Origin of the sequence: Pandoraea cepalis (genome assembly GCF_902459665.1) — a bacterium.
In the GTDB taxonomy this organism is placed as follows: Bacteria; Pseudomonadota; Gammaproteobacteria; order Burkholderiales; family Burkholderiaceae; genus Pandoraea; species Pandoraea cepalis.
Genome location: NZ_CABPSL010000007.1, coordinates 212,229 through 232,751, shown reverse-complemented (window position 1 = coordinate 232,751; position 20,523 = coordinate 212,229). Strand labels below are relative to the sequence as shown.

The window sequence follows — 20,523 nt, the reverse complement described above, 5'->3', positions numbered from 1 at the left end:
TGCATCTGCAGCAGAGAAGCAAGATTATGTCGCAGCTTCTCGTCGTCGTCAACAGTTTTTTTCGCCTTCTTCGCTCGTCGCCGTAGCAACTCACCAGCTCTAAAACCACCAACCACCGGGCTTTCCAGCCCGTCGCCCCCACCGCTTCGCCGCTTTCGCTGCGTCGCTGTCGTTGCGAGAGACGGAATATTAGTGAAAACCCCGTACCCTGGCAAGCCCTTTGTGAAAATAATTTGAAAACCCATGAAAAAACCCCGTCACGATACGTGACGGGGTTTCTTTAAATGATCACGGCGCCCGCAAATGCCTTGGTATGACAAACCTCAGGACTTCTTGCCGAAGTAGCGCGCGAAGATGGCGTCATATGTCCCGTCCGCCTTGATCGCCTCGATCCCCTTGTTGATCTTGCCCAGCAACTCGGCATCCCCCTTGCGTACTGCGATCCCGTAATACTCCTTGGGAAAGCTGCTATCGGAGACCGTACGCAGCTTGGCATCCGGGTTGTTGGCAACAAAGTTCACCACGACGCCGTTGTCCGCCACCACCGCGTCGACACCGCCGGCCTCCAGCTCCTTCATGGCGAGCGGCGTGCCTTCAAAGCGTTTAACCGACGGATTGTTCTTGCCCATGAGCTTCTGCACCACCTCGTCGCCCGTGGTGGCCGTCTGCACGCCCACCTTGAGGGACTTCAGATCGTCGAATTTCTGCACGGTCGAGTTCAGCGGCACGGCAATCAACTGCGACGCCTCGAAGTAAGGCGCCGAGAAATCCATCTGCTTACGACGCTCGTCGGTGATCGTGATCGCCGAAATCAGAATGTCCCTATCGCCCTGAACCAACGAATTGAAGATCCCCTCGAACGGCGTATTGACGAAACGCACGGAGATGCCCGCCTTGTCCGCGACCGCCTTCATCACATCGATGTCGAAGCCGGCAATCTGCCGGGTATCGGTTTCGAATTCGAATGGCGCGTAGGCGGCGTCCGTGCCGACGACGTACACCGTCTGCGCGCCGTCCGCTCCCGCCGACCGGCCCGCCGCCGATTCCTCCTTCTTCCCGCAGGCACCCAACAGCAGCCCCGAGGCCACGACTAAGGCCAGCGCAAATGTGCGTCGGTTGATCGACATCGTTTTGTCCCTTGCTGAAAAAACCGGCAGCCTATCATAGGACGACCTCCCCGCAGGAGGTCGTCACGGTACTGCACGCCAGAATCAGCGATGTTTGAAAACCGGTTTGCGCTTCTCGACAAACGCGGCCATGCCTTCCTTCTGATCCTCAAGCGCGAAGAGAGAATGGAACATCCGGCGCTCGAACTGCACGCCTTCGTCGAGCGTTGACTCGAATGCGCGGTTGACGGCTTCCTTCGCCGCCATCACGACCGGCAATGAATATTCGCAGATGGTGTTGGCCGCGCCGATCGCCTCGTCGAGCAGCGTCTCGAGCGGTACCACGCGCGATACCAGCCCAGCGCGCTCGGCCTCGGTGGCGTCCATGAAACGCGCGGTCAGGCACATGTCCATGGCCTTGGCTTTCGATACGGCGCGCGTCAGACGCTGCGTGCCGCCGGCGCCCGGGATCACGCCAAGCTTGATTTCCGGCTGGCCGAACTTGGCGTTCTCGGCGGCGATGATGAAATCGCACATCATCGCCAGTTCACAGCCGCCGCCGAGCGCGAAACCCGACACGGCCGCGATGACCGGCTTGCGAATGCGGCGCACCGTTTCCCAGTTGCGCGTGATGTAGTCACCTTTGAATACATCCGCGAAGGTGTATTTCGACATCATGCCGATGTCGGCGCCCGCAGCGAACGCCTTCTCGCCACCGGTAATCACCATGCAGCCGATGGCTTCGTCGGCATCGAACGCCGTGAGCGCGGTGCCCAGTTCGTCCATCAGCGCATCGTTCAGCGCGTTGAGCGCTTTCGGACGATTCAGCGTGATCAGGCCGACGCGGCCGCGCGTTTCCACCAGAATATTCTCGTACGTCATCCTCTTCTTCCTCCAGTCAAAGTCTCGTCTTTTGTTTCGGGGGCCGGCGCACTCAGGACATCGATACCCTGGCAGTCACCGGAAACAGGCATCAGGCGATGGACACACCGTTGGTTCGCAACAGCGCTGCGGCGCACACGGCGAGCAGGGGTAACAAGACCCGCCAGGCGTCAACTGCAGTGGTTAGGCATGATGCCATCGATCCCCTGGCCACGCACCTGGCGTTCCGCCAAGCAGACGACCCGCGCTCCGCGCCGAGTCACCGCCACGACAGCCGGGGCACAGCCTCATCACCGTCATCGCCACCGCCTAAGCTCAACTCTCGGGACGCCACCAAAGCCGTTGGGGAAAACCCGGCATCATCGTGTGCCACGCCCGGAAGATTTGGTGCTATATTAACAAACCAACCGGTCGGTTAATTAATGTCGATGAAAGTGATCGACGACGACCCGGTGCCGTCACCTGCGTCTTGCCGCCCGTCGGCAGACAGCGAATCCGCCAGCCGCATCCCGACACGGACAGATCCACAACCATGACTCATCCCCTCTTCGCCAAACACCAAGAGACTCTCGAGCGCGCCCTTCAGGCCATCGCCACGCGTGGTTACTGGAGCCCGTTTACGGAAATGCCGAGCCCGCGTGCTTATGGCGAGACGGCCGCCGCCGACGGCGAAGCCGCTTTCAAACAGTATCTGAATGCCGCCTTCCCGTTGGAACAGCGCGGCAGCACGGGTAGCGTCGGCCAGGAGGTCTCCCCGTTCGGCTTCGCGCTCGGCACGACATATCCCGGTTTCGAGATCGACGCCCTGCTCGCCCGCGTGAGCGACGCCCACAAGGCATGGCGCGCCGCCACCCCGGACGCCTGGGTCGGCGTATCGCTGGAAATTCTCAACCGCCTGAACGCGCGCAGCTTTGAAATCGCCAATGCCGTGATGCACACGACGGGCCAAGCGTTCATGATGGCCTTCCAGGCCGGCGGCCCGCACGCGCAAGACCGCGGCCTCGAAGCCGTGGCCTATGCGTGGGACGAACTGCGCCGCATCCCGGCGGGCGCCTATTGGGAAAAGCCGCAGGGCAAGAACCCGCCGCTCGCCATGGAAAAGCGCTATACGGTCGTGCCGCGTGGCGTGGCGCTGGTGCTCGGCTGCTGCACGTTCCCGACGTGGAACGGTTATCCGGGCCTGTTCGCCAGCCTGGCCACCGGCAACGCCGTGATCGTCAAGCCGCATCCGGGCGCGATCCTGCCGCTCGCCATCACGGTGAAGATCGCGCGTGAGGTCCTGCGCGACGCCGGTTTCGATCCGGATGTCGTGACGCTCGCAGCCACCAACCCGAACGACGGCGCCATCGTCCAGCAACTGGCCACGCGCGGTGAAGTGCGCGTGATCGACTTCACGGGCAGCACCGCCAACGGCGACTGGCTGGAGACCCACGCGCGTCAGGCGCAGGTCTACACCGAGAAGGCCGGCGTGAACCAGATCGTGATCGATTCGACGGACGACCTGAAGGGCATGGCCCGCAACATTGGCTTCTCGTTGGCCTTGTACTCGGGCCAGATGTGCACCGCGCCCCAGAACATCTACATTCCGCGCGACGGCATCCAGACGCCCGACGGCAAGGTGTCGTTCGAGGAAGTGGTCGCCGCCATCGCGGGCAGCGTGCAGAAGACGTGCAGCGACCCGGCCAAGGCCGTTGAGCTGCTCGGCGCGATTCAGAACGAAGGCGTGCTGGCTCGCATCGACGACGCCCGCAAGGTCGGCCGCGTCGTGCTCGACAGCCAGACGCTCCAGCACCCGGCCTTCGCCGACGCCCGCGTGCGCACGCCGCTGATCGTCGCGCTCGATGTGGCCGACGACGCCACCTACACGCGCGAATGGTTTGGCCCGATCGCCTTTGTGATCGCCGTGGACAACAGCGCCCAGGCGTTCGCCCTGGCCGGACGCACCGCCGCCGACCATGGCGCACTCACACTGTCGGCGTATACGACGTCCGCCGAGGGCGAGGCCCAGGCGCTCGACGCCGCCATCGAAGGGCGCGTGGCCCTGTCGCTCAACCTGACGGGCGGCGTGTTCGTGAACCAATCCGCGGCCTACTCGGATTACCACGGCACGGGCGGCAACCCGGCCGCCAACGCGAGCCTGGCCGACGCCGCCTTCGTCGCGAATCGCTTCCGTGTCGTGCAAAGCCGCCACCATGTGCCGGCCAAGTCCGACGCCGGCGCTGCCTGAGCCTCCGATACATCTATATATAGAGAAGGGAACGGGAAGCCTTGCGCTGCGCGCGCCGCCGGACACGCCTTGCAAGCCCCGCCCCCCAAGTCAAGACAGGAACGAACGATCATGACCGAAGCTTTCATCTGCGACGCGATCCGCACCCCCATCGGCCGCTACGGCGGTGCCCTGAAGGACGTACGCGCCGACAACCTCGGCGCGGTTCCCCTCAAGGCGCTCATGGCGCGCAATCCGAACGTCGACTGGACCCTGATCGACGATGTCATCTACGGTTGCGCCAATCAGGCCGGCGAAGACAACCGTAACGTGGCCCGCATGGCATCGCTGCTCGCCGAGTTGCCGATCGACGTGCCGGGCGCCACGCTCAACCGCCTGTGCGGCTCGGGCATGGACGCCATCGGCACGGCCGCACGCGCCATCAAGGCGGGCGAAGCCGGGCTGATGATCGCCGGCGGCGTCGAATCGATGACCCGCGCGCCATTTGTAATGGGCAAGGCCGACAGTGCGTTTTCGCGCCAGGCCGCCATCTTCGACACGACCATCGGCTGGCGTTTCATCAACCCGCTGATGAAGGCGCAGTACGGCGTGGATTCGATGCCGGAGACGGCCGAAAACGTCGCCGACGACTTCAAGATCGGCCGCGAAGATCAGGACCGCTTCGCCGTGCGCAGCCAGGAGAAGGCGGCGCGCGCGCAGGCCGACGGCACGCTCGCGCAGGAAATCACACCGGTCTCGATCGCGCAAAAGAAGGGCGATCCGATCGTCGTCGACCGTGACGAGCATCCGCGCGCCACGAGCCTCGAAGCGCTGGCCAAGCTCAAGGGCGTGGTCCGTGCGGACGGCACCGTGACCGCGGGCAATGCCTCCGGCGTGAACGACGGCGCATGCGCGCTGTTGCTCGCGAGCGAGAGCGCCGCCAAGCTGCACGGCCTCACGCCCCGCGCGCGCGTGCTCGGCATGGCGACCGCCGGCGTGCCCCCCCGCATCATGGGCATTGGCCCGGCCCCGGCCACGCTCAAGCTGCTGCGCCAATTGAACATGACGCTGGATCAGTTCGATGTGATCGAACTGAACGAAGCCTTCGCGAGCCAGGGTCTGGCGGTGTTGCGTCAGCTCGGCGTTGCCGACGACGACGCCCGCGTGAACCCGAACGGCGGGGCGATTGCGCTGGGCCACCCGCTGGGTGCCTCGGGTGCGCGTTTGGTCACCACGGCGATGTATCAGTTGCACCGAACCGGCGGACGCTACGCGCTGTGCACGATGTGTATCGGCGTGGGCCAGGGCATCGCGATCGCCATTGAGCGCCTCTGATCGCCAGCCCTGTTCCGCTCATTCGATATCACGACACCCGGAGGAAGACACCGATGACCGCCACGGTTCAACTGACGCTGCAAGCCAACGTCGCGACGATCACGCTCAACCGCCCCGAGAAGCTCAACAGCTTCACGCGGGAGATGCACGCGGCGTTGCGCGATGCCCTCGATACCGCCCAGGCACAAGGCGCGCGCGCCATTGTGCTGACCGGTGCCGGCCGCGGCTTCTGCGCCGGGCAGGATCTGGCGGATCTGGACTTCACGCCGGGGGCCTCGACCGATCTCGGGGCGCTGATCGACGAAAACTTCAACCCGCTCGTGCGCAAGCTGCGCGCGATGCCGCTGCCGGTGATTGCCGCAGTGAACGGCATCGCGGCGGGCGCGGGCGCGAATCTGGCGCTTGCCTGCGACATTGTGCTTGCGGGGGCGTCGGTCAACTTCCTGCAGGCGTTCGTGAAGATCGGTCTGCTGCCCGACACCGGCGGCACGTGGTTCCTGCCGCAACGTGTCGGCATGGCGCGCGCGATGGGACTGGCGATGCTCGGCGACAAGCTCTCGGCCGAACAAGCCGAGCAGTGGGGCCTGATCTGGCGCTGCGTCGACGATGACGCGCTCCTGCCCGAAGCACAGAAACTCGCCGCGCAATTGGCGTTGCAACCCACGAAGGCGCTCGCCACGATCAAGGAAGCGTTGTATGCCTCGGCCACCAACACGCTCGACCAGCAACTCGATCTCGAACGCGACGGACAGCGCGCACTCGGCGCCTCGTACGACTATGCCGAAGGCGTGAACGCGTTTCTAGAGAAGCGCGCGCCGAAGTTCGAAGGCCGCTGATCGACCGACACCATAACAACACGAGAGACACGATGAGCCTGACCTCCCCCGCCCCCAAGGCAACCAGTGAGATGACACCGGAAGAACTCGCCCGCGCCACGGGCGAATCGATGTACCGCAGCGACCGCGCGAGCCAGTGGCTCGGCATGGAGTTGCAGGAAGTGCGCCCGGGCTATGCGCGCATGACGATGCGTATTCGCGACGAATTTCTCAACGGCCACGCCATCTGCCACGGCGGCTTGATGTTCACGCTGGCCGACTCGACCTTTGCCTTCGCGTGCAACAGCTACAACATCAACACGGTCGCCGCCGGGTGCAGCATCGAGTTCCTGAAGCCGGTCTCGGGGGGCGACACGCTCACGGCCGAGGCACAGGAGCAGGTGCTCTCGGGGCGTCACGGCATCTACGACATTCGCTTGACGAACTCGGCCGGCGAAGCCGTCGCGATGTTCCGCGGCAAGTCCGCGCAGATCAAGGGCAGCGTCGTCTGACACGGCCCCGCAGCACGCGCATCCAGGCACGGGTTCGCGAGTCACACACGTATCAGTGAGTATTAGTAAGTAGCCAGTCCCAAGGAGACAGTCATGACCACCGCCTTGCCGCTCGAGCCGATCGAGAAAGCGAGCCTCGACGAACTGCGCGCCCTTCAGCTCGACCGTCTGAAGACGACGTTGCGGCATGCCTATGAGAATTCGCCGGTGTATCGCCGCAAGTTCGATGAGGCCGGCGTCCACCCGGACGATCTGACCTCGCTGGCCGATCTGGCCAAGTTCCCGTTCACGACGAAGCAGGATCTGCGCGACAGCTATCCGTTCGGCATGTTCGCCGTACCGATGGAGCAGGTCTCGCGCGTGCATGCGTCGTCGGGCACCACCGGCAAGCCGACGGTCGTGGGCTACACGGCCAACGACATCAGCACGTGGGCCGATCTGGTGGCGCGCTCGATCCGTGCCGCCGGCGCGCGTCGCGGCGACAAGGTGCACGTCAGCTACGGCTACGGCCTGTTCACGGGCGGTCTCGGCGCGCACTACGGCGCCGAGCGTGCCGGGTTGACCGTGATCCCGTTCGGCGGCGGCCAGACCGAGAAGCAGGTGCAACTGATTCAGGATTTCAAGCCGGACATCATCATGGTCACGCCGAGCTACATGCTCGCGATTGCCGACGAACTTGAGCGTCAAGGCTTGGTGGCTGCGGAATCGTCGCTGCGCATCGGCATCTTCGGCGCCGAGCCGTGGACGAACGACATGCGCTCGGCCATCGAGAAGCGCATGGGCATCGACGCGGTCGACATCTACGGTCTTTCGGAAGTGATGGGCCCCGGAGTCGCCAGTGAATGTGCCGAGACCAAGGACGGCCCGACGATCTGGGAAGATCACTTCTACCCCGAGATCATCGATCCGGTGACCGGAGAAGTGCTGCCCGACGGCGAGTTCGGCGAACTGGTGTTCACCTCGCTCACGAAGGAAGCGCTGCCGATCATCCGCTACCGCACGCGCGATCTCACGCGCCTGCTGCCGGGCACGGCGCGCACGATGCGCCGCATGGAGAAGATCACCGGCCGCTCCGACGACATGATGATCATTCGCGGCGTGAACGTCTTCCCGTCGCAGATCGAGGAACTGCTGCTACGCCAGCCGTTGCTCTCGCCGCACTATCAGATCATCCTGGACAAGGAAGGCCCGATGGACACGATGGCCGTTGAAGTCGAGGCCGCCGTCGGCAGCCACGACGACACGGCGCTGCAATCGGCGGGCGGCGAACTCAAGCGCGACATCAAGACGCTCATCGGCGTGTCGTGCGCGGTGCGCGTGAAGCCGGTCGGTGCCATCGAGCGCTCGGTGGGCAAGGCACGCCGCGTTTTGGACAAGCGGGTGCGATAAGCGCCGGCCGTGGTCCGTCACGATGAAAAAAAGCCCGCGATCGATTCGCGGGCTTTTTCGTTGACGCTCGACGCTCACTGATTGGGCAGGAACACCCACATGCGGCCGCTCTGGCGCATCCGCCCGGCCAGATCGCCGGCGTCGTCGCCCAGCCCCCAGAAGAAATCGGCGCGCACGCCGCCCTTGATGGCGCTGCCGGTGTCCTGCGCGAACATCAACCGGTTGATCGGGGTATTCGCCTGGGCACCGAACGGCGGGCGCGTGGTCGCGAGGAACACCGGGCTGCCAAGTGGGATCGAGGCCGGATCCACGGCGATCGATCGCTCCGCCGTGAGCGGCACGCCCAAGGCGCCCACCGGCCCCTCGATACCGCCCACGCCGTGATTCGGCATCTCGCGGAAAAAGACGAAACGCGGGTTCACATCGAGCAAGGCATCGACGCGCGACGGATTGGCACGCGCCCACGCGCGAATCCCCTGCATCGTCGCCTGCGCGGGTGTGATCTCGCCATGATCGATCAGCCAGCGTCCGATCGACTTGTATGGTTGGTCGTTGTTGCCCGCGTAGCCCACGCGCATGATCGTGCCATCGTCGAGCAATACCTGCCCCGAGCCCTGCACCTGCAGGAAGAAGGCCTCGACCGGATCGTCGACGTACACCAGCTCGTGGCCGCGCAGAATGCCGCTGCGCATGAGTTCGGCGCGCGCGGGCAGCGATCCGGCGCGGCGCCCGGTGGGCCATTTGTAAAGCGGTGTCTGATACACGCCGCCACGCACGCGCGAGCCGTGCAGCAACGGCTCGTAGTAGCCCGTGATCAGACCCGTCTGTGTGCCGTCGGCGTTCGCGATGCGAAACGGCGTAAAGTATTGTTCGAAGAACTGCCGAACCGCAGCCGGATCCAGATCGTCGATACGCTCGGACGCGCGGCACGCAGGTTGCCAGTTGGTTTGACGGCCGAGCTTCACGCAGCTCTGGGCGAGCGCGAGGCGCGCGCCGATGAGCGAGTCGTCCTGCCAGCCGTCGACCTGCGACCACGACACGGGCTGCATGCGGCCCGCGCCCGAGGGCGGCGTGGCCACGGTCGACGGTGGCGTACCTGGACGGGACGTGCTCGTCGGAGGCACACTCGAACAACCGTAGAGCAATGCGGCAAACGCGGCGAACGCCAGGCCCCGGCCGGCGCGCCACCACCCGAACTTCGTCAGGAAGAGCGTCATGGGTAATCTGTTCGATGAATATCCGGCCTTGCTGGTCTTGCCGGAGGTGTTGCTGGCGATCGCGATCGTCGCCGCGATTGTGGTGATGCGTCGCAAGCCGTCGCCCCAACGCAGGGTTCGCCCGATGCGGGCGATCCGGCCGATGCCGAGCGATACCGTCGACCCGGTGGATTCGCGCGATCGGGACGCGGCCGCAGGCGCGGCCGACGATCCGCTCAAACGCGAAGACTGGTCCGACGACCGCCGCTGACGTCCGAACGATGCGCGCATGCCCGGCTCAGTGCAACGTGCGCGGCATGGTCAGCGCGAATTCGGCGATGGGAACGTCGAAACGCGTGCCATCCTCGGCCACGCAAAAGTACTCGCCGCGCATGGTGCCGATCGGCGTGGCGACCATCGCCCAGCTCGTATACTCGAACTGCTCACCGGGCTGCAGGAACGGTTGATGCCCGATCACGCCCAGGCCGTTGACTTCCTGCACATGGTTATCGCCGTCGGTAATCACCCAATGGCGCGAGATCAGTTGTGCCGGCACTTCCCCACTGTTGCGAATCGTGATCGTGTAGGCAAAGGCGAATTGCCGGCGATCCGGTTCCGATTGCTCCGGGAGGTATTGCGGGCGCACTGTGACGGTAAATTCATACTGGCTCATCGGGTGTTCCTGTAGCGCATGCGGGCTCTCTGGTGGCGTTTTGCAACGCATTCTGCGGCAAGTCGTCGCGGGTCGCAACCGGCAAAGACGCCAGCCGGCGACCGATTCGAAGGGTATCGGCGCCCGCCGGTTCGGCCCACGGCCGGCAGGCATCATGCGAAAGCTTTAAAATGTCGCTTTTGACGCCCTTCCCCCGCCCGCCATGACGCAATTCTGTATCGCCCCCAGCATCCTGTCCGCCGACTTTGCCCGGCTGGGCGAAGAAGTCCGCAACGTCGTGGCGGCAGGCGCCGACTGGATTCACTTCGACGTGATGGACAACCATTACGTTCCCAACCTGACCATCGGCCCGATGGTGTGCGAAGCGATCCGCCCGCACGTGGACGTACCGATCGACGTGCATCTGATGGTACGCCCAGTCGATCGCATCGTGCCCGATTTCGCCAAGGCCGGTGCAAACCTGATCACGTTCCACCCGGAAGCGTCGGAACATGTCGACCGCACGCTCTCCCTGATTCGCGACCACGGTTGCAAAGCCGGTCTCGTGTTCAACCCGGGCACGCCGCTGCATTACCTCGACCACGTGATGGATCGTCTCGATATGGTGCTCATCATGTCGGTGAACCCCGGCTTCGGCGGCCAATCGTTCATTCCCGAAGCGCTCAACAAACTGCGCGCCGTGCGTGCCCGGATCGACGCCTACACGGCCGAGACCGGTCACGAGATTCGTCTGGAAATCGACGGCGGCGTGAAGGTCGAGAACATCGCCGAGATCGCGGCCGCCGGGGCGGACACGTTCGTCGCCGGCTCCGCCATCTTCGGCAAACCCGACTACAAGGCGGTCATCGACCAGATGCGCGCCCAACTGGCGAGCGTGGCATGACCGATACCCAAGACCTCCAGCTGGACGGCATTCGCGCGGTGCTGATCGACCTCGACGGCACGCTCGTCGACACGGCGGGCGACTTCGGCATGGCGCTGAACGCCATGCTGGCCGATCTGGGTGTAGCGCCGGTGCCGACCGAGCGCCTGATGACGTTTGTCGGCAAGGGCACCGCCAATCTCATCCGCAAGACCCTCGCCGAGCGCTTCGCCGACGCGGAGATCGACGGCCTGTTCGAACGGGCACAGGACAAGTACGAAGCCGTCTACACGTCGATCAACGGCGCCCACACGACGCTTTATCCCGAAGTGCGCGAAGGACTGGCCGCCTTGCGCGCCGCCGGTCTGCCCGTGGCCTGCATCACCAACAAGCAGCATCGCTTCGCGGTCGCGTTGCTCGCGCATTACGACCTGACCGATCAGTTCGACCTGGTGTATGGCGGCGACTCGTGGCCCAGGCGCAAGCCGGACCCGATGCCGCTCGTCAAGGCGTGCGAAGTCTTCGGCGTGTCGCCGGCGCAAGCCGTGCTGGTCGGGGACTCGGGCAACGACGCCCAGGCGGCCCGCGCGGCCGGCTGCCGGTCGTTGACCGTGCCGTATGGCTACAACCATGGCGAATCTGTACAAACGATCGACACGGATGGTATAGTCGGCTCCATTCTGGGCGCCGCCCGGGCGATTTTGCCCAAGGCTGCGCCCGCACTGGCGAGCTGAGTTCGCCATCTTCCACACTGCATTCAAGCGCATGTTCCTGAACAAGAAACGGAGTCTGAGCGTGATCGACCGGGGGGCCTGGCCCTGGCGACGCTGGTCCTGCTGAACCCTTCCAAGGGGTGGCCGGGACCGCTGAAGTTCGTCTTCGGCAACCCGTTTCTTGCATCGTTGTTGTTCCCAAGACGTCATACCTCGGCGCGCTGTCTCGCACAGTGCGCGGGTTCGCCGAGCCGCGGCAAGCGCCATCGCATTGCCGGTGCGCGCGCGTTCACGAAGCTCGACGTGGTTCAGCACCCCCACCCCGACACGACTCAGGTATTCTCAACGCCAATCCACGCCGAATTTGCGGGAACGCCCGCCGGCAAACTTGCAGGCAGAGTGCAAAATGACCGAACTCGAATTCAAATCGCTGGCCAACCAAGGCTTTAACCGCATTCCGCTGATCGCCGAGGCGCTGGCCGATCTCGACACGCCGCTCTCGCTGTATTTGAAGCTCGCGCTGGGCGACCGGCGCGGCGCGAACACCTTCCTGCTCGAATCGGTGGTCGGCGGCGAACGCTTCGGCCGCTACTCGTTCATCGGCCTGTCGGCCCACACGCTGCTGCGCAGCTTCGGCCCGAAGACCGAAGTCGTGCGCGACGGCGTCGTCGTCGAGACGCACGACGGCGACCCGCTGGCGTTCATCACCGAGTTCCAGGCACGCTTCAAGGTGGCCCTGCGCCCGGGCATGCCGCGCTTTTGCGGCGGTCTCGCGGGCTACTTCGGCTACGACGCCGTGCGCTACATCGAGAAGAAACTGGCGCACACCACCCCGCACGACGACCTGAACCTGCCCGACATCCAGTTGCTGCTCACCGAAGAACTCGCCGTGATCGACAATCTGACCGGCAAGCTCTACCTCATCATCTATGCGGACCCGACCCAGCCCGAAGCGTTTTCGAAGGCTCGCCTGCGTCTGCGCGAGCTGCGCACTCGTCTGAAGGCGCCGGTCGACGCGCCGGTCACGTCCGGCAGCGTGCGCACCGAAACTTTCCGCGAATTTGCCAAGCCAGACTACCTCGCAGCCGTGGCCAAGGCCAAAGACGCCATCGCCGCCGGCGAGCTGATGCAGGTGCAAGTGGGCCAGCGTCTCATCAAGCCGTATCGCGATGCCCCGCTCTCGCTTTACCGTGCCCTGCGCTCGCTCAATCCGTCGCCGTACATGTACTTCTATAACTTCGGCGACTTCCAGGTGGTCGGCGCATCGCCCGAGATCCTCGTGCGGCAGGAGCGTCGGCAAACGCCCGACGGCGAGCAGGAAATCGTGACGATTCGCCCGCTTGCCGGCACGCGTCCGCGCGGTGCCACGCCCGAGCGCGACGCCGAACTGGCCACCGAATTGCTTGGAGATCCGAAGGAAATCGCCGAGCACGTCATGCTCATCGATCTGGCGCGCAATGATGTCGGCCGCATCGCCCAAACCGGCACCGTCGAAGTCACCGACAAGATGGTGATTGAGAAATACTCGCACGTGCAGCACATCGTGAGTTCGGTGGAAGGCCGGCTGCAACCGGGGCTGTCGAATATCGACGTACTGCGCGCGACGTTCCCGGCCGGCACGCTCACCGGCGCGCCGAAGGTTCGCGCGATGGAACTGATCGACGAACTCGAGCCCGTCAAGCGCGGCCTTTACGGCGGCGCCGTGGGATACCTCTCGTTCGGCGGCGAAATGGATGTCGCCATCGCAATCCGCACCGGTGTCGTCAAGGACGGCAATCTCTATGTGCAGGCCGCGGCCGGCATCGTGGCCGATTCGGTGCCCGAATCCGAATGGCAAGAGACGGAAAACAAGGCGCGCGCCGTGCTGCGGGCGGCCGAGCAGGTGCAGGACGGCCTCGACGCCGAATACTGATCCGTGCGGCGCAGCCTTCCAGGCGCCGCGCCGCCGCACCGATGTCACGCCTGTGCCCGTTCGAGACGCAGCGGCCTCGGTAATATCGGCCGGGTGCAATAGCGGAATAAGCAGGGCTCCGAATCGAACCTCGACTCGGAGCCCTTGTTGATTTAGCACAAGCGTTCGCCATTTTCACCCCCTCCCGCATGCGCCCTGCGGCGTCGCCGCGCTATAGTGGAGTGTCCGTCGGGAGGTTGGGACTTCTATGGCGAAACCCTGCAATTCACCCAGGCGTTCGGGCGTCGCGAACACCGCCGCGACGCCCGTGATTGCCGCGCTCGTCGCGACCCTGCTTGGCGGCTGTCTTTCGCTGGCGCCTCGCTACGAACGCCCGGCACCGCCGGTCGCCGACGTGTGGCCCCAAGATGCCACCACGTCGCCGGCCACGGCGGCCGCGCGGCCGGCGTCCGGGCTCGACTGGCGCGAGTATTTCGCCGATCCCCGGCTGCGCGTGCTTATCGAAACCGCCCTGGCCAACAATCGCGATCTGCGCGTCGCGCTCGCCCGGGTCGAACAAGCGCGAGCGGTGTACGGGATTCAACGCGCCGATCAACTGCCGTCGCTCGGCGTGGGCGGCAACCAGACACGTCAACGTCTGCCCGGCGATCTCAGTCTCACCGGCAACCCCTATATCAGCAGCCAATATCAGGTCGGCCTCGGCCTGTCGACGTGGGAGCTGGACTTCTGGGGGCGGATCCGCAATCTGAAGGATGCCGCGCTCGACGACTACCTGGCGTCCGACGCGGCTCGACGCGCGCTGGCGCTCAGCCTGATCTCGCAGGTCGCACAAACGTGGCTGAACCTGCGCGAATTCGACGAGCGCATCGCCTTGGCGCAGCAGACGGTCGACAGCCGCGCCGAGTCGCTGCGCATCTTCACTCGCCGCGAGCAGGTCGGCGCGACCTCGAGGCTCGATCTCACCGAAGTCACGACCCTCTGGCAGCAGGCCCGCGCGCTCGTCGCCCAACTTCAGCTGCAGCGGGCCGCACAGGCGCACGCGCTGCAGGTGCTCGTGGGCGTGCCGATCGACACGTCAGCGCCGGCCATCGACACCACGCTCGACGATGCCCGTCTGATGCGCGAACTCGACCCCGGCCTGCCGTCATCGTTGTTGGAGGACCGGCCCGACATCATCGCGGCCGAATATCAGTTGCGCGCGGCACACGCCAACATCGGCGCGGCGCGCGCGGCCTTCTTCCCGCAGATCACGCTCACCGGCTCGGTGGGCACGGCGAGCAGCGCGCTCGATGGCCTGTTCAAGGCCGGCAGCGCCGCATGGACGTTCACGCCCAGCCTCAGTCTGCCGATCTTCCAGGGTGGACGCCTCGTCAACAATCTCGATCTCGCCGAAGCGCGGCGCGTGGAGTCGGTCGCGAATTACGAGAAGACGATCCAGGGCGCATTTCGCGATGTCGCCGACGCCCTGAGTGCGCGCCGCTGGTTGGCCGATCAGGTCACGATCCTGCAAGCCACGCAGGACGCCCAGGCCGAGCGCGCACGGCTCGCCAAGCTGCGCTACGACCACGGTGCGGCCGCGTTTCTCGAAGTGCTCGACGCCCAACGCGACCTACTCGCCATCGAGCAACAGACCGTGCAGACACGCCGCGCGCTGCTCTCCGCACGGGTGTCGCTCTATACGGCGCTCGGGGGCGGCAGCCGGCGCATACCCCCTGCGGATGCGCCGGGCGGACCGTTCGCTCGCACACCGCGGCTCGCCGTGCCGCCGCCTGCCGACCCGGCCGGCCCAGCGAGTCCGGCGTACACCGCGCCGGCCGCTCACTCAATGCCCGAGGTCAGCCCCCAATGACGCTCCCCAACGCCAAGACACTGGTTCCCGCCCTGATCGTGCTCGCCGTGATCGGTCTGGGTTGGTACGGATGGACGACCTTCCGAAATGCCGGGCCGGGAGAAGGGTTTGCCAGCGGCAACGGCCGTATCGAAGCCACCGAAGTCGACATCGCCACCAAACTCGGCGGGCGTGTCGAAGCCATCTACGTTCGGGAGGGCGATTTCGTGAAAGCGGGCCAGGTGCTTGCCAAGATGCAGATCGACACGCTCAACGCGCAGCGCGACGAGGCCAGTGCCCAGTATCGACAGGCTGTGACCAACGTGGCGGCGATTCAGGCACAGGCCGCCGCGCGCGTGTCGGACAAGGCGACGGCCGAGGCGAACGTGGCGGCACGCGAGGCCGAACTCGATGCCGCCGCGCGGCGTCTGTCGCGCTCGGAGACCCTGTCGAAAGAAGGGGCGTCGTCGGTGCAGGAGTTGGACGACGATCGTGCGCGCGTTCGCAGCACGCGCGCCGCCGTTACCGCGGCGCGCGCGCAGGTCGCCGCCGCGCAATCGGCGGTGGAGGCGGCCAACGCCCAGGTGATTGGCGCGAAATCGACAGTCGAAGCCGCGCAGGCCACCATCCACCGTATCGAAGCCGACATCGCCGACAGCGAACTCAAGGCGCCGCGCGACGGCCGCGTGCAATTTCGCGTAGCGCAACCCGGCGAAGTGCTGGCGGCGGGCGGCAAGGTGCTCAACCTCGTCGACCTGTCGGATGTGTACATGACGTTCTTCCTGCCGGAAACGGTGGCCGGCCGTCTCGCCATGGGCGCCGACGTTCGCATCGTGCTCGACGCAGCGCCCCAGTACGTCATTCCCGCGACCCTGTCCTTCGTCTCGAGCACGGCGCAGTTCACGCCGAAGACCGTCGAAACCGAGAGCGAGCGCCAGAAGCTGATGTTCCGCGTGCGCGCGCAGATTGCGCCCGAATTGCTGCAACAGCATCTGACGCTAGTGAAGACGGGCCTGCCCGGCGTCGCTTGGGTGAAGACCGACCGTCAGGTGCCGTGGCCGCCTCAATTGCAAACGAAGCTGCCGCAGTGAGCCGCGCATCATGACGGTGCCGCCCCCACCTTCGCCTTCGATATCGCCCCCGCCCGGCAGCCGCTTGCCGCCGGTGGTGCGCGTCGCCGACGTGACACTGCGTTACGGCCGCAAGACGGTCGCGTTGGACAACGTCAGCCTGGACCTCCCCGCCCATGGCATAGTCGGTCTGATCGGTCCGGACGGCGTCGGCAAGTCCACCCTGCTGTCGCTCATCGCGGGCGCGCGGGTGGTCCAAGCGGGCACCGTCGAAGCGCTCGGCGGCGACATGGCGAGCAAGGCGCATCGCGACCGCGTGTGTCCGCGCATCGCCTATATGCCGCAGGGACTCGGCAAGAATCTTTATCCGACGCTCTCCGTCGAGGAGAACCTGCAATTCTTCGCGCGGCTCTTCGGTCACGATGCCCCGGAGCGGCGCCGCCGCATCGATGACCTCACGCACAGCACCGGCCTGCATGCGTTTCTCGACCGGCCGGCGGGCAAGCTCTCGGGGGGCATGAAGCAGAAGCTGGGGCTGTGTTGCGCGCTGATTCACGATCCCGATCTGCTGGTGCTCGACGAGCCCACGACCGGCGTGGATCCGCTCGCGCGCGCTCAGTTCTGGGAATTGATCGCGCGCATTCGTCGCGCGCGACCGACGATGAGCGTGATCGTCGCCACCGCGTATATGGATGAGGCACAGCGCTTCGACTGGCTCGTCGCCATGGACGCGGGCAAGGTGCTCGCGACCGGCACGCCCGCCGAGTTGCTTGCGCACACGCGGCGAGACACCCTGGAAGCGGCGTTCATCGACCTGCTGCCTGCGGAGAAGACGCGCGGCTACGAGCCCGTCGCGATTCCGCCGCTGCCGATCGACGAACACACGGAGATCGCCATCGAAGCCAAGGATCTCACGATGCGCTTCGGCGATTTCGTTGCGGTCGATCACGTGGACTTCCGCATTCGCCGCGGCGAGATCTTCGGCTTCCTCGGCTCGAACGGTTGCGGCAAGACCACCACGATGAAGTTGCTCACCGGCCTGCTGCAAGCGAGCGACGGCCGGGCCTGGCTCTTCGGTCACGAAGTCGATCCGAAGGACATCGGCACACGCCGCCGCGTGGGCTACATGTCGCAGGCGTTCTCGCTCTATACCGAGCTGACGGTGCATCAGAACCTCGTGCTGCACGCCAGGCTGTTCCATGTGCCCGAGGCCGAGGTCGGCGCACGCGTGGCGGAGATGGCACGTCGCTTCGGTCTGGCAGACGTGCTGGGCGCACTGCCCGACACCCTTGCGCTCGGCATGCGTCAGCGCCTGTCGCTCGCCGTGGCGATGGTGCACAAGCCCGAACTGTTGATTCTCGATGAGCCGACGTCGGGCGTCGATCCCATCGCGCGCGACAATTTCTGGCGTCTGCTGGTGGCACTGTCGCGCCGGGATCGCGTGACGATCTTCATCTCCACGCACTTCATGAACGAGGCGGAGCGCTGCGACCGCATCTCGTTGATGCACGCGGGCAAGGTGCTCGTATCCGATCCGCCCGCGAAGATCACGCACGACAAGGGCGCGGCCACGCTCGAGCAGGCCTTTATCGAGTATCTCGTGGAAGCAGGTGGTGGCGCATCGCTGGCGCCAGCGTCGCCTGACACGTCCACCCCGCCTGAATCATCTGTCATCGTCGAAACGGCGCCCCCTCGGCACAAGGCATTCTCGCTCGGCCGCCTGCTCAGCTATCTCTGGCGCGAGACGCTGGAGCTGCAGCGCGACCCGGTGCGCGCCACGCTTGCGCTGGTGGGCTCGCTCGTGTTGATGCTGGTGATGGGCTACGGTATCAGCATGGACGTGGAAGATTTGCGCTACGCCGTGCTCGACCGCGACCAGACCACGTTGAGCCAGAACTACGCGCTCAACATCGCGGGGTCGCGCTACTTCATCGAACAACCGCCCATCAAGGACGACGCCGATATGGACCGGCGACTGCGCGAAGGCGACCTGGCGCTGGCCATCGAAATTCCGCCGGGCTTCGCTCGCGACGTGTTACGCGGCAAGGCGGTCGAGATCGGCGCATGGATAGACGGGGCGATGCCGATGCGCGCCGAGACTGTGCAGGGCTACGTGCAGGGGATGCACCAGACCTGGCTGGCGGATCAGTCATTGCACCGCCTCGGCGCGCGTCCGACGTCGTCGCTCGACATCGAGATCCGATATCGCTACAACCCCGACGTGAAGAGCCTTCCCGCGATGGTACCGGCGGTGATTCCGCTGCTCTTGCTGATGCTGCCTGCCATGCTTACCGCCCTGTCCGTGGTGCGGGAGAAGGAGCTCGGCTCGATCCTGAACCTGTATGTGACACCGGTCACCCGCACGGAATTCCTGATCGGCAAGCAGATTCCGTACGTCGCGCTTGCCATGCTGAACTTCCTGCTCATGGCGCTCATCGCCGTGACGCTGTTCGGCGTGCCGATCAAGGGAAGCTTTCTGACGCTCGTGAGCGCCGTCTTCATTTTCAATGTCGTCGCCACGGGCATTGGCCTGCTGGCGTCCACTTTCACCCGCAGCCAGATCGCGGCGCTGTTCTTCACGATGATCGGCACCATGATTCCGGCGATTCAGTTTTCCGGGATGCTCACGCCGGTGCCCTCGATGGAGGGCTCCGGCCGGATCATCGGCGAGATCTATCCGTCGACCTACATGTTGATCATCAGCCGCGGCGTGTTCAACAAGGCGCTCGGATTTGCCGACCTCGGCAACGCGTTCTGGCCGTTGATGATCGCCGTGCCCGTGGTGCTGGGCGCCACGATCCTGCTGCTCAACAAACAGGAGAGGTGATGGCAGGCCCGACGCTCCCGCCGGCCTCGCGTCGCGAGGCACCCCCGCAGAACCCGCATCCGTGGCCGCGGCATCTGGCGAACATCTATCGGCTCGGCATTAAGGAGCTATGGAGTCTGGCGCGCGATGTGACGATGCTGGTGCTCATCGTCTATACGTTCACGGCATCGGTCTATTCCGCAGCGACAGCACTGCCCGACACATTGCATCTTGCGCCGATCGCGATTGTGGACGAAGACGCTTCACCGCTCTCGCAGCGCATCGTCTCGGCGTTCTATCCGCCGCAGTTCACCCCGCCGCGCATGATTACGGCGGACGCCGTCGATCGCGGCATGGACGAAGGCGCGTTCACGTTCGCGTTGAACATTCCGCCGAATTTTCAGCGCGACGTGCTGGCGGGACGTGCGGCCGAAGTCCAGCTCAATGTCGACGCCACGCGCATGAGTCAGGCGTTCACCGGCAGCGGCTATGTGCAGCAGATCGTTTCGGCGGAGGTGCGCGAGTTCCTCCAGCGATACCGATCGAACCCCGCATTGCCGATCGATCTGGCGTTGCGCGTGCGCTTCAATCCGACGCTGGAGCGCGCGTGGTTCGGCGCGCTCATGGAGATCGTCAACAACATCACGATGCTCTCGATCATCCTCACGGGCGCCGCCCTCATTCGCGAGCGCGAGCACGGCACGATCGAGCATTTGCTCGTCATGCCGGTGACACCGACCGAAATCATGGCGGCGAAGATCTGGTCGATGGGATTGGTGGTGCTGATCGCCGCCGCGATGTCACTTTGGCTGATCGTGAGCGGTGCGCTACATGTGCCGATCGGCGGGTCGGTGGCGCTGTTCCTGCTGGGGGCAACGCTGCACCTGTTCGCCACCACGTCGATGGGGATTTTTCTTGCGACGCTCGCCCGGTCGATGCCGCAGTTCGGCATGCTGCTGATTCTGGTGCTGCTGCCACTGGAAATGCTCTCGGGCGCAAACACGCCGCGCGAGAGCATGCCTCCGCTGGTGAAGGACATCATGCTGGCCGCGCCCACCACGCATTTCGTCGAGCTGAGTCAGGCGATCCTGTTCCGAGGGGCCGGGATCGGCGTGGTGTGGGTGCAGTTCATGGCGCTCGCGCTCATCGGCGCCGTGTTCTTCGCCGTCTCACTGCGACGGTTTCGTCGCACGCTCAGTTCGATGGCTTAACGCGTGC

Annotated in this window: 18 protein-coding genes; 13 read left to right on the top strand and 5 right to left on the bottom strand. The window is 65.2% G+C overall.

The features are described from left to right. The 3 genes from PCE31106_RS24165 to PCE31106_RS11950 all read right to left on the bottom strand — a co-directional run. Positions 1–245, bottom strand: a 245-nt coding sequence (locus tag PCE31106_RS24165) for a hypothetical protein (protein WP_217425907.1), incomplete at its 3' end; no start/stop codon positions are given. A gap of 78 nt (positions 246–323) precedes the next feature. Then, positions 324–1,127 carry a basic amino acid ABC transporter substrate-binding protein gene (locus PCE31106_RS11955; RefSeq protein WP_017233196.1) on the bottom strand — a complete coding sequence of 268 codons (804 nt, stop codon included), beginning with the start codon at positions 1,125–1,127 and terminating at the stop codon, positions 324–326. An 84-nt stretch (positions 1,128–1,211) separates the two neighbouring features. Continuing rightward, positions 1,212–1,988 carry an enoyl-CoA hydratase gene (locus tag PCE31106_RS11950; RefSeq protein ID WP_150563386.1) on the bottom strand — a complete coding sequence of 259 codons (777 nt, stop codon included), beginning with the start codon at positions 1,986–1,988 and terminating at the stop codon, positions 1,212–1,214. A 532-nt stretch (positions 1,989–2,520) separates the two neighbouring features. Here PCE31106_RS11950 and paaN point away from each other — a divergent pair. The 5 genes from paaN (at position 2,521) to paaK (ending at position 8,245) form a co-directional block, all read left to right on the top strand. Then, positions 2,521–4,215, top strand: coding sequence for a phenylacetic acid degradation protein PaaN (gene paaN / locus PCE31106_RS11945; protein ID WP_017233193.1), 1,695 nt, complete (start codon positions 2,521–2,523; stop codon positions 4,213–4,215). A gap of 111 nt (positions 4,216–4,326) precedes the next feature. Next, positions 4,327–5,529 carry a 3-oxoadipyl-CoA thiolase gene (gene pcaF / locus PCE31106_RS11940; RefSeq protein WP_017233192.1) on the top strand — a complete coding sequence of 401 codons (1,203 nt, stop codon included), beginning with the start codon at positions 4,327–4,329 and terminating at the stop codon, positions 5,527–5,529. 53 nt (positions 5,530–5,582) lie between these two features. Further along, positions 5,583–6,365 (top strand): 2-(1,2-epoxy-1,2-dihydrophenyl)acetyl-CoA isomerase PaaG, encoded by a 783-nt coding sequence (gene paaG, locus PCE31106_RS11935; protein ID WP_017233191.1) that lies wholly within the window; start codon positions 5,583–5,585, stop codon positions 6,363–6,365. Between the two features lie 32 nt (positions 6,366–6,397). Continuing rightward, on the top strand, positions 6,398–6,856 hold the full coding sequence (gene paaI / locus PCE31106_RS11930) for a hydroxyphenylacetyl-CoA thioesterase PaaI (protein WP_174975133.1): 459 nt from the start codon (positions 6,398–6,400) through the stop codon (positions 6,854–6,856). 93 nt (positions 6,857–6,949) lie between these two features. Next, the gene (gene paaK, locus PCE31106_RS11925) at positions 6,950–8,245 is read left to right on the top strand and encodes a phenylacetate--CoA ligase PaaK (protein WP_150563385.1); all 1,296 of its coding nucleotides are present in this window, start codon (positions 6,950–6,952) and stop codon (positions 8,243–8,245) included. A gap of 74 nt (positions 8,246–8,319) precedes the next feature. On the opposite strand, the gene mltA is transcribed toward paaK, so the two are convergent. After that, entirely contained in the window at positions 8,320–9,462 is a 1,143-nt protein-coding gene (mltA, locus tag PCE31106_RS11920) for a murein transglycosylase A (RefSeq protein WP_254440993.1), read from the bottom strand. On the opposite strand from mltA, the gene PCE31106_RS24300 reads away from it, so the two are divergent. Beyond that, a complete protein-coding gene (locus PCE31106_RS24300) occupies positions 9,461–9,712 on the top strand; it encodes a hypothetical protein (RefSeq protein ID WP_017233187.1) in 252 nt (83 codons plus the stop codon). The genes mltA and PCE31106_RS24300 overlap by 2 nt on opposite strands. 27 nt (positions 9,713–9,739) lie before the next feature. Here the strand turns inward: PCE31106_RS24300 and apaG are convergent, their stop codons facing one another. After that, positions 9,740–10,114 carry a Co2+/Mg2+ efflux facilitator ApaG/CorD gene (gene apaG, locus PCE31106_RS11915; protein ID WP_017233186.1) on the bottom strand — a complete coding sequence of 125 codons (375 nt, stop codon included), beginning with the start codon at positions 10,112–10,114 and terminating at the stop codon, positions 9,740–9,742. A 202-nt stretch (positions 10,115–10,316) separates the two neighbouring features. Here apaG and rpe point away from each other — a divergent pair, with 202 nt between their 5' ends. The 7 genes from rpe to PCE31106_RS11880 all read left to right on the top strand — a co-directional run bounded on the left by rpe (position 10,317) and on the right by PCE31106_RS11880 (position 20,516). After that, positions 10,317–10,997: a ribulose-phosphate 3-epimerase gene (rpe, locus tag PCE31106_RS11910; RefSeq protein ID WP_017233185.1), complete on the top strand. Its 681-nt coding sequence runs from the start codon at positions 10,317–10,319 to the stop codon at positions 10,995–10,997. After that, positions 10,994–11,710 (top strand): phosphoglycolate phosphatase, encoded by a 717-nt coding sequence (locus tag PCE31106_RS11905; RefSeq protein ID WP_150563384.1) that lies wholly within the window; start codon positions 10,994–10,996, stop codon positions 11,708–11,710. Before rpe ends, PCE31106_RS11905 begins: the two co-directional genes overlap by 4 nt. 385 nt (positions 11,711–12,095) lie before the next feature. Then, complete coding sequence (trpE, locus tag PCE31106_RS11900; protein ID WP_017233182.1) at positions 12,096–13,601, top strand: anthranilate synthase component I; 1,506 nt, start codon at positions 12,096–12,098, stop codon at positions 13,599–13,601. Between the two features lie 247 nt (positions 13,602–13,848). Then, entirely contained in the window at positions 13,849–15,450 is a 1,602-nt protein-coding gene (locus PCE31106_RS11895; RefSeq protein ID WP_150563383.1) for an efflux transporter outer membrane subunit, read from the top strand. Further along, on the top strand, positions 15,447–16,520 hold the full coding sequence (locus tag PCE31106_RS11890; protein ID WP_150563382.1) for an HlyD family secretion protein: 1,074 nt from the start codon (positions 15,447–15,449) through the stop codon (positions 16,518–16,520). The genes PCE31106_RS11895 and PCE31106_RS11890 overlap by 4 nt, the downstream gene beginning before the upstream one ends. Before the next feature lie 10 nt (positions 16,521–16,530). Further along, the gene (gene rbbA, locus PCE31106_RS11885; RefSeq protein WP_174975131.1) at positions 16,531–19,326 is read left to right on the top strand and encodes a ribosome-associated ATPase/putative transporter RbbA; all 2,796 of its coding nucleotides are present in this window, start codon (positions 16,531–16,533) and stop codon (positions 19,324–19,326) included. Beyond that, positions 19,326–20,516, top strand: a complete 1,191-nt coding sequence (locus PCE31106_RS11880; protein WP_254440991.1) for an ABC transporter permease — start codon at positions 19,326–19,328, stop codon at positions 20,514–20,516. Before rbbA ends, PCE31106_RS11880 begins: the two co-directional genes overlap by 1 nt. Positions 20,517–20,523 lie beyond the last annotated feature (7 nt).

Coding starts and splice junctions, on each gene's coding strand:
- paaK (WP_150563385.1), top strand. CDS start 6,950: ATGACCACCGCCTTGCCGCTCGAGCCGATCGAGAAAGCGAGCCTCGAC.
- trpE (WP_017233182.1), top strand. CDS start 12,096: ATGACCGAACTCGAATTCAAATCGCTGGCCAACCAAGGCTTTAACCGC.
- PCE31106_RS11890 (WP_150563382.1), top strand. CDS start 15,447: ATGACGCTCCCCAACGCCAAGACACTGGTTCCCGCCCTGATCGTGCTC.
- PCE31106_RS11950 (WP_150563386.1), bottom strand. CDS start 1,988: ATGACGTACGAGAATATTCTGGTGGAAACGCGCGGCCGCGTCGGCCTG.
- PCE31106_RS11895 (WP_150563383.1), top strand. CDS start 13,849: ATGGCGAAACCCTGCAATTCACCCAGGCGTTCGGGCGTCGCGAACACC.
- paaG (WP_017233191.1), top strand. CDS start 5,583: ATGACCGCCACGGTTCAACTGACGCTGCAAGCCAACGTCGCGACGATC.
- paaI (WP_174975133.1), top strand. CDS start 6,398: ATGAGCCTGACCTCCCCCGCCCCCAAGGCAACCAGTGAGATGACACCG.
- mltA (WP_254440993.1), bottom strand. CDS start 9,462: ATGACGCTCTTCCTGACGAAGTTCGGGTGGTGGCGCGCCGGCCGGGGC.
- apaG (WP_017233186.1), bottom strand. CDS start 10,114: ATGAGCCAGTATGAATTTACCGTCACAGTGCGCCCGCAATACCTCCCG.
- rpe (WP_017233185.1), top strand. CDS start 10,317: ATGACGCAATTCTGTATCGCCCCCAGCATCCTGTCCGCCGACTTTGCC.
- rbbA (WP_174975131.1), top strand. CDS start 16,531: ATGACGGTGCCGCCCCCACCTTCGCCTTCGATATCGCCCCCGCCCGGC.
- paaN (WP_017233193.1), top strand. CDS start 2,521: ATGACTCATCCCCTCTTCGCCAAACACCAAGAGACTCTCGAGCGCGCC.
- PCE31106_RS24300 (WP_017233187.1), top strand. CDS start 9,461: ATGGGTAATCTGTTCGATGAATATCCGGCCTTGCTGGTCTTGCCGGAG.
- PCE31106_RS11880 (WP_254440991.1), top strand. CDS start 19,326: ATGGCAGGCCCGACGCTCCCGCCGGCCTCGCGTCGCGAGGCACCCCCG.
- PCE31106_RS11955 (WP_017233196.1), bottom strand. CDS start 1,127: ATGTCGATCAACCGACGCACATTTGCGCTGGCCTTAGTCGTGGCCTCG.
- pcaF (WP_017233192.1), top strand. CDS start 4,327: ATGACCGAAGCTTTCATCTGCGACGCGATCCGCACCCCCATCGGCCGC.
- PCE31106_RS11905 (WP_150563384.1), top strand. CDS start 10,994: ATGACCGATACCCAAGACCTCCAGCTGGACGGCATTCGCGCGGTGCTG.